The 13,648-nt window shown below is 63.1% G+C and carries 10 protein-coding genes and 1 pseudogene; 2 read left to right on the top strand and 9 right to left on the bottom strand.

Annotated elements, in window-relative coordinates; all coding sequences use genetic code 11:
- Positions 1-3: 3 nt before the first annotated feature.
- From CAG00_RS01715 to CAG00_RS01680, 8 genes are all read right to left on the bottom strand, one after another.
- Complete coding sequence (locus CAG00_RS01715) at positions 4-1,257, bottom strand: OprD family porin (RefSeq protein WP_085663296.1); 1,254 nt, start codon at positions 1,255-1,257, stop codon at positions 4-6.
- A 157-nt stretch (positions 1,258-1,414) separates the two neighbouring features.
- Positions 1,415-2,731 carry an MFS transporter gene (locus tag CAG00_RS01710; RefSeq protein ID WP_075044852.1) on the bottom strand — a complete coding sequence of 439 codons (1,317 nt, stop codon included), beginning with the start codon at positions 2,729-2,731 and terminating at the stop codon, positions 1,415-1,417.
- A 63-nt stretch (positions 2,732-2,794) separates the two neighbouring features.
- Positions 2,795-3,847, bottom strand: coding sequence for a lactonase family protein (locus tag CAG00_RS01705; protein WP_085663295.1), 1,053 nt, complete (start codon positions 3,845-3,847; stop codon positions 2,795-2,797).
- Positions 3,848-3,968: 121 nt separating this feature from the next.
- Positions 3,969-6,641 (bottom strand): aconitate hydratase AcnA, encoded by a 2,673-nt coding sequence (acnA, locus tag CAG00_RS01700; protein ID WP_085663294.1) that lies wholly within the window; start codon positions 6,639-6,641, stop codon positions 3,969-3,971.
- 149 nt (positions 6,642-6,790) lie between these two features.
- Complete coding sequence (locus CAG00_RS01695; protein ID WP_085663293.1) at positions 6,791-7,678, bottom strand: LysR substrate-binding domain-containing protein; 888 nt, start codon at positions 7,676-7,678, stop codon at positions 6,791-6,793.
- A gap of 64 nt (positions 7,679-7,742) precedes the next feature.
- The gene (locus CAG00_RS01690) at positions 7,743-9,074 is read right to left on the bottom strand and encodes a CitMHS family transporter (RefSeq protein WP_085663292.1); all 1,332 of its coding nucleotides are present in this window, start codon (positions 9,072-9,074) and stop codon (positions 7,743-7,745) included.
- Between the two features lie 92 nt (positions 9,075-9,166).
- Positions 9,167-9,910 carry an acetoacetyl-CoA reductase gene (phbB, locus tag CAG00_RS01685; RefSeq protein ID WP_085663291.1) on the bottom strand — a complete coding sequence of 248 codons (744 nt, stop codon included), beginning with the start codon at positions 9,908-9,910 and terminating at the stop codon, positions 9,167-9,169.
- A gap of 193 nt (positions 9,911-10,103) precedes the next feature.
- On the bottom strand, positions 10,104-10,766 hold the full coding sequence (locus tag CAG00_RS01680) for an aspartate/glutamate racemase family protein (RefSeq protein WP_075044846.1): 663 nt from the start codon (positions 10,764-10,766) through the stop codon (positions 10,104-10,106).
- A gap of 121 nt (positions 10,767-10,887) precedes the next feature.
- On the opposite strand from CAG00_RS01680, the gene CAG00_RS01675 reads away from it, so the two are divergent.
- Positions 10,888-11,826 carry a GntR family transcriptional regulator gene (locus CAG00_RS01675; RefSeq protein ID WP_075044845.1) on the top strand — a complete coding sequence of 313 codons (939 nt, stop codon included), beginning with the start codon at positions 10,888-10,890 and terminating at the stop codon, positions 11,824-11,826.
- On the opposite strand, the pseudogene rraA reads toward CAG00_RS01675, so the two are convergent.
- Positions 11,823-12,298, bottom strand: a pseudogene (gene rraA / locus CAG00_RS01670) (ribonuclease E activity regulator RraA). The gene CAG00_RS01675 and the pseudogene rraA overlap by 4 nt on opposite strands.
- Before the next feature lie 248 nt (positions 12,299-12,546).
- Here rraA and CAG00_RS01665 point away from each other — a divergent pair.
- On the top strand, positions 12,547-13,617 hold the full coding sequence (locus CAG00_RS01665) for an isocitrate/isopropylmalate dehydrogenase family protein (RefSeq protein ID WP_085663290.1): 1,071 nt from the start codon (positions 12,547-12,549) through the stop codon (positions 13,615-13,617).
- Positions 13,618-13,648 lie beyond the last annotated feature (31 nt).

Here is a 13,648-nt window from a genome sequence, read left to right as displayed (position 1 = left end):
GCCTTACCAGATAGGCAAGGTGTAGGTCACGATCAGGCGGTTTTCGTCTGCACCCCGGGCGAAATTGGAGCGGTAGGCCGCATTACGCCAGCGAATGCCAACGTTCTTCAAGGGGCCGGCCTGGATCACGTAGGCGATATCGGTGTTGCGCTCCCATTCACGCCCCTGCTGTGTCGAGGTGGCCGCATCGGCGTGGTCGCCCTTGACATAGCGGGTCATGAAGCTCAGCCCCGGGATGCCCAGCGCAGCGAAGTCGTAGTCATAGCGCAACTGCCACGAACGCTCGCCCGGCTCGGCAAAGTCGTTGATCTGGATGTAGTTGGTCAGGTACGGGTCGGTACCGTTGAGGAACGGCATTGAGGTATCGCCATTCATTTTCTGCAAGCCAAGGCCAAAGGCATGGCCGCCCAGGCTGTAGGTAAACATGCCGCTCAGGGCGCCGCTATCGATGGCACCACCACGGGCTTTGCCGGCGTCGTCACTGAGCATGTAGCGCAGGTCACTCTTGAGCTTCCCCGGGCCCAGGCTCCATACATGGTTGAGGCCGAAGAAGCTCTGCCGGTACACGTCCTGCAACTCGGCGTACTGGTAGCTAATGCCCAGCTGCTTGCTCAAGGCGTAGTCAGCACCGCCGATCCAGTAGTCATCCCCTTCAACGGCCCCGGCGAAGCGCCGGTTCTTGTTGTTGAGGGTAATCCTGGTCGCGTTGGTCGAGTCGCGGTCGGTCATCCGGTTGAAGCGCGCAGCGGTGAAGGTCAAGCCTTCGATTTCCTTGACCGTCAGCAAGCCGCCCTCGAAGGTTTGCGGCAGGATGCGGCCGGTATTGGCCTGCACGGTCGGCAGTTTGGGGACCAGGGTGCCGTACTTGAACTCGCTGGCAGACACCTTGACCTTGGCGGTCAAGCCCAGGCGGCTGAACTCGTCGGCGGCGCGCCCATCGTCGTGCACCGGCAGCAGACCAGAGCCTGCACGGTCGGGGCTTGAATCGAGCTTGATGCCAAGCATGCCCAGGGCGTCCAGGCCGAAGCCGACTGTGCCAGGGGTGTAGCCGGAGCGCAGGTCGAGCAGGAAACCCTGAGCCCACTCCTCGCGCTTGGACTGGCCGGTGCCGTCGCGGAAGTCGCGGTTGAAATAGTAGTTCTGCAGCGTCAGATTGGCCTTGCTGTCCTGGATGAAGCCTTCGGCGCTGACGGTGCCGGCGGCCAGGCAGGGAGACAGGGTTAGCAGGGTACGCAGGATGTTCTTGTTGTTGTGCATCTGGCGGTTCCGAATTTGCTGGGATTGTTGGGGCCGCGGCGCGGCCCTGTCGCGACACAAGGCCGCTTCTGGTGGTTTGGTGTTGCTTCAGAGGTGGCGTGCTCCTGTGCAGGAGCAGCCTTGTGCTGCGAACGGGCTGCGCAGCAGCCCCAAGGGACTAGTGGGCGGATGCGGTCTGCGGCTGACCGGGTTCCTTGTTGTCAACCCGCATCAGCAAGGTCATCAGGAACGCCAGTAGCAACAAGGCACTAAGGAACATCAACCCGGTCGCCGCACTGCCGGTCTCGCCCTTGACCACGCCAATCAGCGACGGCCCGGCAAAGCCGCCGAGGTTGCCGATGGAGTTGATCACGGCAATCGACACCGCAGCGGTGGCGCGGTCGAGGAACAATGTAGGCAGTGCCCAGAACGGCGACTTGAAGCTATATAGCCCGGTCAGCGCCACACAGATCATCGTCATCGATGCCACCGGGCTTGGCAGCATGGCCGCACCTACCAGGCCCAGGGCCGCCACCGCCAGCGGGATAGCCGAGTGCAGCTTGCGCTCGTTGCGCCGGTCAGAGCTGCGCGACCACACCACCATCAGAATGGTCGCGACAATGTACGGCAGCATGGCGATCAGGCCGATCTGGGTATGGGTCAGGCTGCTGCTGAAGCCCTTGATGATCTGCGGCATCCAGTAGCCGACACCCAGGCTGCCGCACTGGTACACGAAGTAGATGAACGCCAGGTACAGCACCTTGGGGTTGACCATGGTCTTGAACACACTCAGGCGCTTTACATTCTTGCGGCTCTGGCGGTCACGTTCCAGTTCGGCGATCAGCCAGTCCTTTTCTGCCTGGGTAAGCCACTTGGCCTGTTCGGGCTTGTCGGTCAGGAACAGGAAGCAGGCCACGCCGAGGAAAATTGCTGGCACGCCTTCGAGGAACAGCATCCAGCGCCAGCCGCTCCAGTCCAGCCACTTGATGTTGTCCATGATCCAGGTGGAAAGCGGTGCACCGATGATGTAGCTGACCGGGATCGCCGCCGTGAACAGGGCCACGGTGGTGGCCAGTTCCCTGGAGCGGAACCAGTAAGTCAGATACACGATTACGCCCGGAAAGAACCCGGCCTCTGCCACGCCAAGGAAGAAGCGCAGCACATACAGCTGGTTGGCGGTCTGGGCAAAGGCGGTAGCGGCAGCGATGGCTCCCCAGGTCACCAGGATGCGGGCGATCCACACCCGCGCACCGTACTTGTTGAGCATGACGTTGCTCGGAACTTCGAACAGGAAGTAACCGATGAAGAAGATACCCGAGATGAAGCCGAAGGCTTCACTGGTCAGGGCCAACTCCTTGTTCATTTCCAGGGCCGCGTAGCCGATGTTGGCACGGTCCAGGTACGACACGATGTAAAGCAGGAACATGAAAGGGATGATGCGCAGGGTGACCTTGCGGACCGTGGCCTGTTCATCGACAGTCTTGTTGTTGTTCATGGCAACCTCACTATGGGGCAGGCCAGAGCCCGCCCCTTTTCATTGTTATACGTGCAGCCCGGTTCAGGCAGAAAAAACCATGCAGACCGGACTGCCGGTCGAAACCGCAAAGCCCGTCTTGCTCAAGCGTCCGTGCTGCGCATCGACTGCCAGGGCAACGATGCTGTCGCTGTCTTCGTTCAGGGCGAAGACAAAGCGCTGGTTGGGAGTAAGGGTGAAGAAGCGTGGCGTGCTGCCACCGCTCGGCGCCACATCGGCTAGCGTCAGCAGGCCGCTTTGCAGGTCGATGGCAAACACTGCGATGCTGTCGTAACCGCGGTTGGAGGCGTAGAGAAAACGCCCGCTGCGGTCCACTTCGATTTCCGAGGCGCGGCTGTTGCCGGTGTAGGTCGAGGGCAGTGACGACAACACCTGCAGCGGTTGCAGTGCACCGGTCATGGCGTCGAAGCGGTAGCTGGTGACGGTGGAATCCAGCTCGTTGATGGCAAAGGCGTAAGGCGCATTGGGGTGCAGCGCGATATGCCGTGGCCCGGCGCCTTCGCGACTGGCCACGAAGGGTTGCTCGGCCGGGTACAACTTGCCGTTGTCGAAGCGGAAGCTGAACACCCGGTCCAGGCCTTTGTCCGGCACCAGCACAAACTGGCCCGAGGCATCGAACGGGTTGAAATGTGGCTTGGCAAATGGCTGCTCGACCCGGTGCGGCCCGATCGGCCCTTCCAGTTGCACCAGCTGGCTGACCGCACCCAGGCGGCCATCAGCCTGTACGTCCAGCACTGCCAGGGTGCCGGTAATGTGGTTGGACACGACCATGTGGCGCTCGCTCGGGTCCAGCGCCAGGTGCACCGGGTTGCGGCCTTCGCAGCTGACGGTGTTGAGCAGGACCAGGCTGCCATCGTTGCGGTCGACGCTGAAGGCGCTGACTTCGCTGCGATCGCCATGCACGCTGTACAGACGGTCGCCGGCCCGATTGAGGGCCAGGAACGACGGGTTGACCAGGTCACCGACCACCTGCACGCGCTCCAGGGTGCCCGCCTGCTGGTCCACCTGATAGACCGTGATACCGTCACCCCTGGCATTGCGCTCGCGGGTGGTGCGCGAACCGACGTAGGCAAACATTGGGTAGTTCTCCCGTTAGTGGATGAGCGCTGGCCTTTGTGGCGGCAGCAGCGCCCCGCACGGTGGCCATCACGGCCACCGCCTTGAATCATTCAGAGCAGCATCGTTCAGGTCAGCAGCGTCAACTGCGGGTGCGCTTGACCACTTTGCGAATCACATAGGGCAGCACCCCGCCATTGACCAGGTAGCGGATTTCCTGCTGCGAATCGATGCGGGCAATCAGCTCGGCCTCGTCGCGGCGGCCATCCTGGCGCTGCACCAGCAGGCGGATGCGGTTTTCGCCCACGCTCAGTTCGTCCAGGCCGACGAAGTCGAAATGCTCGCTGCCATCCAGTTGCAGGTCGTCCACGCTCTCGCCGCCCTTGAACAGCAGCGGTAGCACGCCCATGCCGATCAGGTTGCTGCGGTGAATCCGCTCGATGCTGCGTGCCACCACGGCGCGCACGCCCAGCAGGGCCTGGGCCTTGGCCGCCCAGTCACGGCTGGAGCCGGCGCCGTAGTTGATACCGGCGAACACCACCATTGGCGTACCGGCATAGCTCTGCGCCGCGTCGTACAGCGGCAGGCACTGACTGTGGTCGGCGTTCCAGGCCCAGGCACCAGGACCTGGCTGCTGCTCGCCGAGCAGGCGGTTACGCACCGACTTGTTGGTAAACGCGCCACGCAACATCACTTCGTGGTTGCTGCGGCGGGTGGAGTACTGGTTGAGGTCCTGCGGGTCCTCGCCGCGCGCCAGCAGCCACTCGCCAGCCTGGCTGTTGGCAGGGATCGCGCCAGCAGGGGAAATATGGTCGGTGGTCACGTTGTCGCCCAGCACCATCAACGGCCGCGCCCCCTGGATCGCCAGGCTGGCCTTGGGTTCGGCCTGGATATCGGCCAGATACTGCGGACGGCGCAGGTAGGTGGACCGCGCATCCCACGGGAACTGCACGCTGCCTTCGGCCGACAGCGCCTGCCAATGGTGGGTACCGTCCCAGACGGTGGCCAGGCGTTGCCGGAAGAATTCCGGCTTGACCACCCGGGCCGCCAGTGTGGCGACCTCCTCGTCGCTGGGCATAAGGTCGTGCAGGTACACCGGGTTGCCGGCGCTGTCATGTCCGAGCGCTTCGCGGGTCAGGTCGACCTCGACGGTACCGGCGATGGCGAAGGCCACGCAAAGGGCCGGCGAAGCCAGGTAACCTGCGGGCACCTTGGGGTTCACCCGGCCTTCGAAGTTGCGGTTGCCCGACAGCACCACCACGCCTTTCAGGCCCTGGTCGGCAAAGGCTTCCACGTGGGTTTCAAGCTTGCCGGAGTTGCCGATGCAGGTCATGCAGCCAAAGCCGGCCAGGTCAAAGCCCAAGGCAGAGAAGTCCTGCAGCAGGTCGGCCTCGGCCAGGTAGTCAGCCACCACCTGGGAGCCCGGCGACAGTGAAGTCTTGACCCAGGGCTTGCGCTGCAGCCCCAGGCGTCGGGCGTTACGCGCCAGCAGTCCAGCCTGGATCATCTGCGCCGGGTTGGCAGTGTTGGTGCAACTGGTGATCGCCGAGATCACCACGGCGCCGTGACTGATCGGCGTACCGAAGGATGGCTCGAAAAACTGCTCTGCCTTGGGGCCGGCAATCAGGTTGCCATTACCGAGCACCTGCTCCTGGAACGAGGCGCCCGTGCGCGACAGCGGCTGCCGCTGGTGCGGTTGGTACGGGCCGGCGACACTCGGCTCGATGGTGGCCAGGTCCAGTTCGATCAGTTCATCGAACTGAGGCTCTGGCTGGTCATCGCGCCGATGCAGGTCCTGGGCATGCATGTAGCTGGCGGCTTGCAGGCACAGCTCGGCTGAGCGGCCGGTGAGTCTCAGATAGTCCAGGGTCTGGTCGTCGAACGGGAAGAACACCACGGTGGCGCCATACTCCGGCGCCATGTTCGACACCGTACCGCGCGCCGCCCAACTGAGGGTGGTCAGGCCAGGGCCGGTGAACTCGACGAACTTGCCCACCACCGAACGCTGGCGCAGGATCTGCGCTACATGCAGCGACAGGTCGGTGGCGGTCACGCCCGGACGCAGGGCATTGGTGACGCGAAAACCGATCACCTGCGGGAAGTTGATCGGCACCGGCTCGCCAACCATCGCCGCCTGCCCTTCCAGGCCGCCGACTCCCCAGCCCAGCACGCCGATGGCGTTGATCATTGGTGTGTGGCTGTCGGTGGCGACCATATCGTCCGGGTGCAGCAGGCGCTGGCCGTCTTCCGTGCGGCTTTCCCATACCACCTTGGCCAAGGCTTCCATGTTCATCTGGTGGATGATGCCGGTGCCCGGCGGAATCACGCCAAAGTTGTCCAGGCTCTTCTGCGCCCACTTGATGAAGCGATAGCGCTCGCTGTTGCGGCGAAAATCGATGTCCAGGTTCTGTTCGACCGCTTCCGGCTCGGCAAAGCGCTCGACAATCACCGAGTGGTCGATGGTCAGCACCGCCGGGATCTGCGGGTTCATCGCCGCCGGGTCGCCACCCAGCTCGGCCACCACGTCACGCATGCCGGCGAAGTCGGCCAGCGCCGGCAGGCAGGTGGTGTCATGGAACATCAGGCGGTTGGGCTGGAACGGCACCTCGCAGTCCGGGCCCTGACCCAGGGCGCGAGCCAGCACCGGCTGCAACGCCTGCGGCGTGCAGCGGGCGACGTTCTCCAGCAGGATACGGATGGAAAACGGCAGGCGTTGCAGCTGGCTGGGGTTCAGCAGCTTCTTCAGGTCGACGTAGGTAAATTGCGCCTGGTCGATCTCCAGGGTGCTCATCAGGTCGCGGGCAGTCTCGGTCATGCTCGTATCGCTCGGTTTCTGGTCGTGTGCACAGGCCGCAATCGGCACTCGGCGTTGTGGATGAGCCGATGGTAAAAGCAGCCTGGGCGGATGAAAATTGATCAATTACCACAGCAGCGTTCGCCAATCGCGAACGCTCAACAATGGCCCTAATCCGCCAGTTTCAGGTGGTCGACAAAGGTCTTGAGGGTGGCCGAGGCGCCATCGAACTTGCGCAACGCCAGCAGCAGGGTGCGCTGCGCCCAAGGCTCGTCAAGGGTCACCGCCTTGATCTTGTGGCTGCGCAGGTACTGGTCGATGACACTGCGCGGCAGCACGGCGACACCGAGCCCGTTCGACACCATGCGGCACATGCAGTCAAAGCTGCTGATACGGATACGCAGCTTCAGTGCCTTGCCCAGCCGCTCGGCTTCACTGGTGAGCAAGGTGTGCACCGAGCTTTCCAGGTGCGGGCCGACCATCTCGTGCTCCAGCACCTCTTCGAAGCGCACCCGCTGACGGGTCGCCAGAGCATGCCCGACAGGTACGGCCAAGGTCAGTTCGTCGTGCCGGTAGGGGAAGGTTTCCAGGCCCTGAGCAGGAGTTTGCGCGGCGATGATGCCAAGGTCGGCGCGCCCGTCGGCAACTGCACGGACCACCGCCGAGCCTACCCGCTCTTCGATGTCGAACTTGATCGCCGGGTACAGCTGGGCAAAGCCGGCCAGGTCCTGCGGCAGGAACTGCGACAGCGCCGAGGTAATGGCATGGATACGGATATGGCCCTTGACCCCGCTGGCGTAGCCGCTCAGCTCGGTATCCAGTTGGGCCATGGTCTGCTTGAGCTGGCGGGCGTAGAACAGTAGCGACTGCCCCGCCGGGGTCAGCTCCACGCCGCGAGCATTGCGCACCAGCAGCGGCGAGCCGATCTGCGCCTCCAGCTCGGTGATGCGCTTGCTGATCGCCGACACCGCCACATGCTTGATGCGGCTGGTGCGGGTGAGATTGCGCTCCTGGGCCACGGTGATGAACAGGTCCAGGCTGGTAAGGTCGTAACGCACGGCAAAGTCCTGAAAGGCAGAAGCCGGAGCAGCCTGCGGCCACCCCGGTGTTGATCGGCGCGGGTCAGCCAGCGCTCCATGGGAACAGGCCAAAGCCCATGGCCACGAACATGATCAGCATGCACAGCGCGAACGCCCATTTCAGCGTGTACTTCTGGTGGTCACTGAACTCTACCCCAGCCAGGCCACACAGCAAGTAGGTCGAGGCCACTAGCGGGCTCAGCAGGTGGATGGGCTGGCCGACCAGCGAGGCACGGCCGATCTCGGCATGGGTGATGCCGTACACCTCGGCGGCCTTGGCCAGCACTGGCAGTACCCCGTAGTAGAAGGCGTCGTTGGACATGAAGAAGGTGCCGGGAATGCTTGCCAACGCCGTAATCGGTGCCATGTACGGCCCCCAGCTTGCCGGCAGCATGTCGAGGAAACTCTTGGACATGGCATCGACCATGCCGGTGCCCGAGAGGATGCCCGCGAGGATGCCGGCAGCGAGGAAGATGGCGATCTGGTTCAACGCCGTCGGCGCGTGGGCAGAAATGCGCCTGCGCTGGTCCTGCATGTGCGGGTAGTTGATCACCAGGGCGATCGAGAACGCCACCATGAACAGAATCGCCAGCGGCAGGATTTCCAGCACCAGGCCAGCCATCAGGGCGATGGTCAAGCCGGCATTCAGCCAGAACAGCTTGGGCCGGCGTAGTTCGGCGTTTTCTTCCGACAGCGACGGCGTAGCCTCGTTGTCGGTATCGTCGAACACCGTGGCGGCCGCGCCCAACGACTGCGGCAGGCGGCCCAGGCGCTGGCGTTCACGGGTACCGATGAACCAGGCCAGCAGCAGTACGCCGAGGAAGCTGATGATCAGGGTCGGGATCAACGGCAGGAACAGTTCGGCGGTTTCCACCTGCAGCGAGGCGGCGGCACGGGCCAGCGGCCCACCCCAGGGCAGCAGGTTGGTGACGCTGGCGGCAAGAATCACCACGCAGGTCAGCGCCAGCGGGTCCAGGCGCATGCGCTTGAACAGCGGCAACATGGCCGTGACAGTGATCATGTAGGTGGTCGAGCCGTCGCCGTCGAGCGACACCAGCCCCGCCAGCAGGGCGGCGAACACCACCGCTTTCATCGGGTCGCCGCCGATCAGCAGGATGAACTTCTTGATTATGGGGTCGAACAGGCCGGTGTCGAACATCACCCCGAAGTAGAGGATGGCGAACATCACCATGATCGCCGTGGGCGCGACCTTGCGCAGCCCCTCGATCATCATGTCGCCCATGTCCGGCCCGAAGCCTGCGAACAGCGCGAATAAAATCGGTACCGTAGTCATGGCCACCAGCGGCGACAGGCGCTTGGTCATGATCAGGGCCATGAAGGTCACGATCATGCCGTATCCAAGAATTGACAGCATTTGTATCACCTTGACTTGAAATACAATTGTTTTTATGAGTCAGCGCCGAAGAGACGCATCAAGGTAAAGCGGCAGGCAGCCGGCCTGCGCCGTCAACTCATGTGCAGGCCGCCATTGAGCGAGAAATCCGCCCCGTTTGCATAGCCCGATTCGTCAGATGCCAGCCAGGCACAAATGGCGGCGATTTCGTCCGGGGTACCCAGGCGGCGCGCGGGGATGTCCTGGATGATGCGGTCCATCACCGAGGCACTGGTGACCGAGCGCAGTTTGGCCGTGGTGATGAAGCCCGGCGATACGGTGTTCACCGTCACCCCGCGTGCGCCAACTTCGCGGGCCAGCGCGCGGGTGAAGCCGCGAATCGCCGATTTGGCGGTGGAATAGTTTACCTGGCCTACCTGGCCGATCTGGGCGTTGACCGAGGAAATATTGATTACCCGGCCCCAGCTACGGGCGACCATGTCGTCGATGACCTGGCGAGTGACGTTGAACAGGGAATTGAGGTTGGTATCGATGACCGTGCTCCAGTCACCGGGCTGCATGTCGCGGAACACCACGTTGATCGCGGTGCCGGCGTTGTTCACCAGTACATCCACCGGGCCGACTTCGCGCTTGATACGGGCAAAGGCCTCCTGGCACGAGTCCCAGTCGGCGACATTGCCTTCCGAGGCGATGAAGTCGAAGCCGTGCTGTTTCTGCTCGGCCAGCCAGGCGTCCTTGTGTGGCGATGCAGGGCCGCAGCCGACCACGACGGTGAAACCATCCCGGGCCAGGCGCTGGCAGATGGCAGTGCCAAGGCCGCCCATTCCCGCGGTGACGTAGGCGATACGTTTGCTCATGGGTGTACTCCGTATTGTTTTTGTGGGGAGCATTGCTGGCCACCGGTGGCGGCGGTTGCTGACTACTTAACGCGAAGCCTGATTGTTTTGCAAGCCAACACAGTACAATTTATTTCGCATGCCCGACGAAAACAAAAATGCATTTTTGAACTTAAATAGGCAGTAACTGAAGCCCGCATGGCCCAGTCGAGTGTCAAGCCTCCAGAAGCCTACGCAGCATCAGCACCGCACTATCTGGCGTAGTCAGCACCGGTCGCCCGCTGGCATAGCGCGCACCTTCCGCGGCCCGGGTCATGGAGAACTGGGCAAAGCACAGCACATCGCACGCCTCGATCTGCCCGGCCAGGTCGGCAATCAGGCGGTCATGCCGGGCTGCATCGCCCTGGTGCAGGGCTTCCAGCGCGTGCGGGCAAGCACCCGATACAATGCGAATCTGCACACCACGCGCGTCGGCCGCCTTGGCAAACTCCTCACTCATCGAACCGATGCTGGGCTCGAAGGTGGCAAGGATACCTATCGTGCGCGCCTGCCCCAGTGCCTCGTCGATCATCGCCTCATTAGGCTTGAGCACCGGGATATCCAACTCCCGGCGACTCGACTCGATGGCTTCGCCAAACGCCGAACAGGTAAACAGTACCGCATGCGCGCCAGCATCGCGGGCGTAGCGGGCCAGTTCGCAAAAGCGCCGTTTCAGGTCGTCGGTCAACTGCCCGGCGCTGCGCAGGTCGCGCGACAGCGAGTCTTCCAGCAGGTTGCACAGCTCGGCCTCGGGCCACAGCCGGGCAAAGGTTTCGTTGATCGGCGCAATGGCCACGGGCGTGGCGTGTATGAGAAAAATGCGTTTGGTGCTGGTCATGCGTTCTCCGGGGTGCAAACATTGTTGACGGCAAGCCAGGCTTGCCAGGGATGATGTTTCCGGCCGGGGGTTGCCCGGCTGTTTTTTGCGGCTCGCCGCCCGTTGCTCGAAGCGCCAGGACATGACCTCCAAGATAAAAACGGACCTCGCCGGCCAACTCGCACCGAAAATCCTCGACATGGCCCGAGCCCGCTCCATGCGCGCTGGCGACCCGCTGCGCGAAGAAGCCTTCGCCAAGGAACTGGGTGTATCGCGCTCGCCGGTGCGCCGCGGCTTTGCCTTGCTCGAAGACCTCGGCCTGGCAGTAAAGGAGCCGAACCGCGGCTACTTTCTCACCCGCGATGCCCGCGACATCGACGTACGCAAGTTGCCGCTGGACGTCGACACCTTCGAAGACTTCTACCTGCGCGTGGTCGACGATGTACTGGCCGGCGAGATCAGCACCTCGTTCTTCGAGGCCGAGTTGCTGCGCAAGTACGACGTACCACGCGGCCAGTTGCTCAAGGTGCTCAATCGCCTGGCCAACGAAGGCATGATCGAACGCAACCCGGGCCAGGGCTGGAGCATCAACAGCTTCCTGCATGACTCCGAAGCGCATATACAGAGCTACCGCTTCCGCATGGCTATCGAGCCGGCAGCGCTGCTGGAGCCCACCTACAAGGTCGACAGCGCTGCCTTCGCCAAGGCGCGGCGCATCCAGCAGGAACTGCTCGATGGCGATATCTTCACCCTGTCCCGCTCGCAACTGTTCCAGATCGGCTCGCAACTGCACGAACTGATCGTGCGCTGCTCGGGCAACACCTTCTTCCTTGAAGCGATCCGCCGGCAAAACCAGCTGCGCCGGTTCATGGCCTACCAGTCCAACGTCGACCGCCCTCGGCTGATCAGCCAGTGCAAGGAACACATCCAGCTGCTCGACCTGATTGAACAAGGCCGGCGCGAAGAGGCAGCGGCCTTTCTGCGCCAGCACCTCGACGTGGTCAGCCGCCTCAAGGCCGCCCGCGAAGCCCAGGAAGCCCGGGACTTGAAACAGGCGCTGGCGGTCGCCGACCTGGGTTAGGCGCACGGCGCGTCGAGCACAACCACACCATCATCGTCGCCATACAGCCAGTCACTGGCGGCGATGGTCTGCCCGGCGAACGTCACGCTCAGGCCCACCTGCCCTTCGTTGCGCTTGACCGACTTGCGCGGGGTCACGCCCAAGGCCTTGATCGCCAGAGGCAGCCCCTGCAGCACGGCCTTGTCGCGCACATGGCCGTACACCAGCACACCGCCCAGCCGTTGCGCGCCAGGTCTTCGGCAATGTGGTCGCCGAACAGCGCGCAACGCTCGCTGCCACCACCATCTATCACCAATACCTTGCCCTGCCCTGGCTGAGTGCTCAGCTCCTTGACCCGTGAATTGTCCTCGAAGCACTTCACCGTCACCGCCCGCCCCTGGAAGTCGCGCTTGCCGCCCAAGTCGACGAATACCGGCGCCAGCACCCGCGCCCGCTCGCCCAGTTCGTCGCACAGGTCCGTGGTCTTGATCATGTTGCGCTCTCCTTTGTTCAGTAGCTCCGTAGCCGAAACAAATGTTGCATGAATTGGTTTTGCATGCAATAAAATGCAAAGTCGAGCGAATAACGCCAACCCAAGATGCACAACCAATGGCACCGAAAACCCGCTTGTCGGCTGGCCTTTAATGTATTTCGTAATCACGACGTACACTATCGAGCGACGTCGATGAAGCGCCTTGATCCTCAATAGAACGCCCGAATAAAAATGGTTAGGAGAGTGTGATGCGAATTCTGGTTCTTCCCTGCGACGGTATCGGCCCCGAGATCGTGGAGTCGTCGATGGCGGCACTGCACGCTGCCAACCGCAAGTTCGACCTGGGCCTGTCGTTCGATTACGACGACGTCGGCTTCGCCAGCCTGGAAAAGTACGGCACCACCCTGCGCGACGAAGTGCTGGAGAAGGCCAAGACCTACGACGGCATCATCCTCGGCACCCAGTCCCATGCCGACTACCCGGCCCCGGAGAAAGGCGGTCGCAACGTTTCGGCGGGCTTCCGCATCGGCCTGGACCTGTACGCCAACGTACGCCCGGCGCGTACCCGCAGCTTCCTGGAATCCAACATGAAGCCGGGCAAGCACATGGACCTGGTGATCATGCGCGAGGCCACCGAAGGCTTCTACCCGGACCGCAACATGAGCCGTGGCTGGGGTGAAGTGATGCCCTCGCCCGACATGGCCCTGTCAACCCGCAAGATCACCCGGCACTGCTGCGAGCGCATCACCCGCCGCGCCTTCGAACTGGCGATGAAGCGCAAGCGCAAGGTCACCGCGATCCACAAGGCCAACAGCTTCCACATGACCGACGGGTTATTCCTGGAATGCGTGCGCAACGTGGCCAAGGACTTCCCCGAAGTGCAACTGGACGACCTGCTGGTGGATGCTTCCACGGCCCACCTGGTGCGCAGCCCGGAGCGCTTCGATGTGCTGGTGGCGACCAACTTCTACGGCGACATCATCAGCGACCTGGCCAGCGAGCTGTCCGGTAGCCTGGGCCTGGCCGGTTCGATGATGGCCAGCGACATCCATTGCTGCGCCCAGGCCCAGCATGGTTCGGCGCCCGATATCGCCGGCCAGGACAAGGCCAACCCGGTGTCGATGATCTTGTCGGTGGCCATGCTGTTGCAGTGGATGGGCGAGCACCATGGCAAGCCGGCGCTGTTCGAAGCCGGCAAGGCCATGGAACAGGCCGTGGACGCTGTGCTGGAAGACCCGGCCAAGCGCACTGCCGACCTCGGTGGCCAACTGGGCTGCCGCGCCTTTGGCGAGGCCGTGGCCGAAGCCATCGCCGGTTGACCCAAGTTGGCGGCACGCCCGTGCGTGCCGC

The sequence above is a fragment of the Pseudomonas sp. B5(2017) genome (assembly GCF_002112825.1).
Classification (GTDB): Bacteria; Pseudomonadota; Gammaproteobacteria; order Pseudomonadales; family Pseudomonadaceae; genus Aquipseudomonas; species Aquipseudomonas putida_Z.
Note: the sequence above shows the minus strand (reverse complement) of the source record. Positions and strands in the feature narration are given on the sequence as shown.